Annotated in this window: 1 protein-coding gene; it reads right to left on the bottom strand. The window is 47.7% G+C overall.

Features of this window, described 5'->3' with window-relative positions:
- A partial coding sequence (locus M1F97_RS08565) for a hypothetical protein (RefSeq protein ID WP_247944826.1) occupies positions 1-570 on the bottom strand: 570 nt, incomplete at both ends.

The raw sequence follows: 570 nt of genomic DNA, 5'->3' as shown, positions 1-570 counted from the left end.
GCAGAGTGGCTCGCGCTTGCTGAGATAGAAGCTGAGTTCTGGTTGTTAGATGCTGAAGCTGAAGCACTTTGGCTTGCGCTTACTGATGCTGAAGCTGATTGACTTGCAGATACTGATGCGCTTGCTGATTGGCTAGCTGATACAGACGCTGAAGCTGATTGACTTGCACTTACAGATGCTGATGCACTTTGGCTAGCTGATACAGATGCTGAAGCGCTTTGACTTGCAGATACTGATGCTGAAGCTGATTGGCTTGCACTTACTGATGCTGATGCGCTTTGGCTAGCTGATACAGACGCTGAAGTTGATTGACTTGCAGATACTGATGCGCTAGTTGATTGGCTAGCTGATACAGATGCTGAGTGGCTTGCACTTGCTGAAGCACTTTGGCTAGCTTTTGCTGAGCTTGATGCTGATTGGCTTGCAGATACTGATGCGCTAGTTGATTGGCTAGCTGATACAGACGCTGAAGTTGATTGACTTGCAGATACTGATGCGCTTGCTGATTGGCTTGCACTTACAGATGCTGATGCACTTTGGCTAGCATTTGCTGAGCTTGATGCTGATTGG

The sequence above is a fragment of the Streptococcus oralis genome (assembly GCF_023110435.1).
Classification (GTDB): domain Bacteria; phylum Bacillota; class Bacilli; order Lactobacillales; family Streptococcaceae; genus Streptococcus; species Streptococcus oralis_CF.
This window is presented reverse-complemented; position numbering and strand designations above follow the sequence as displayed.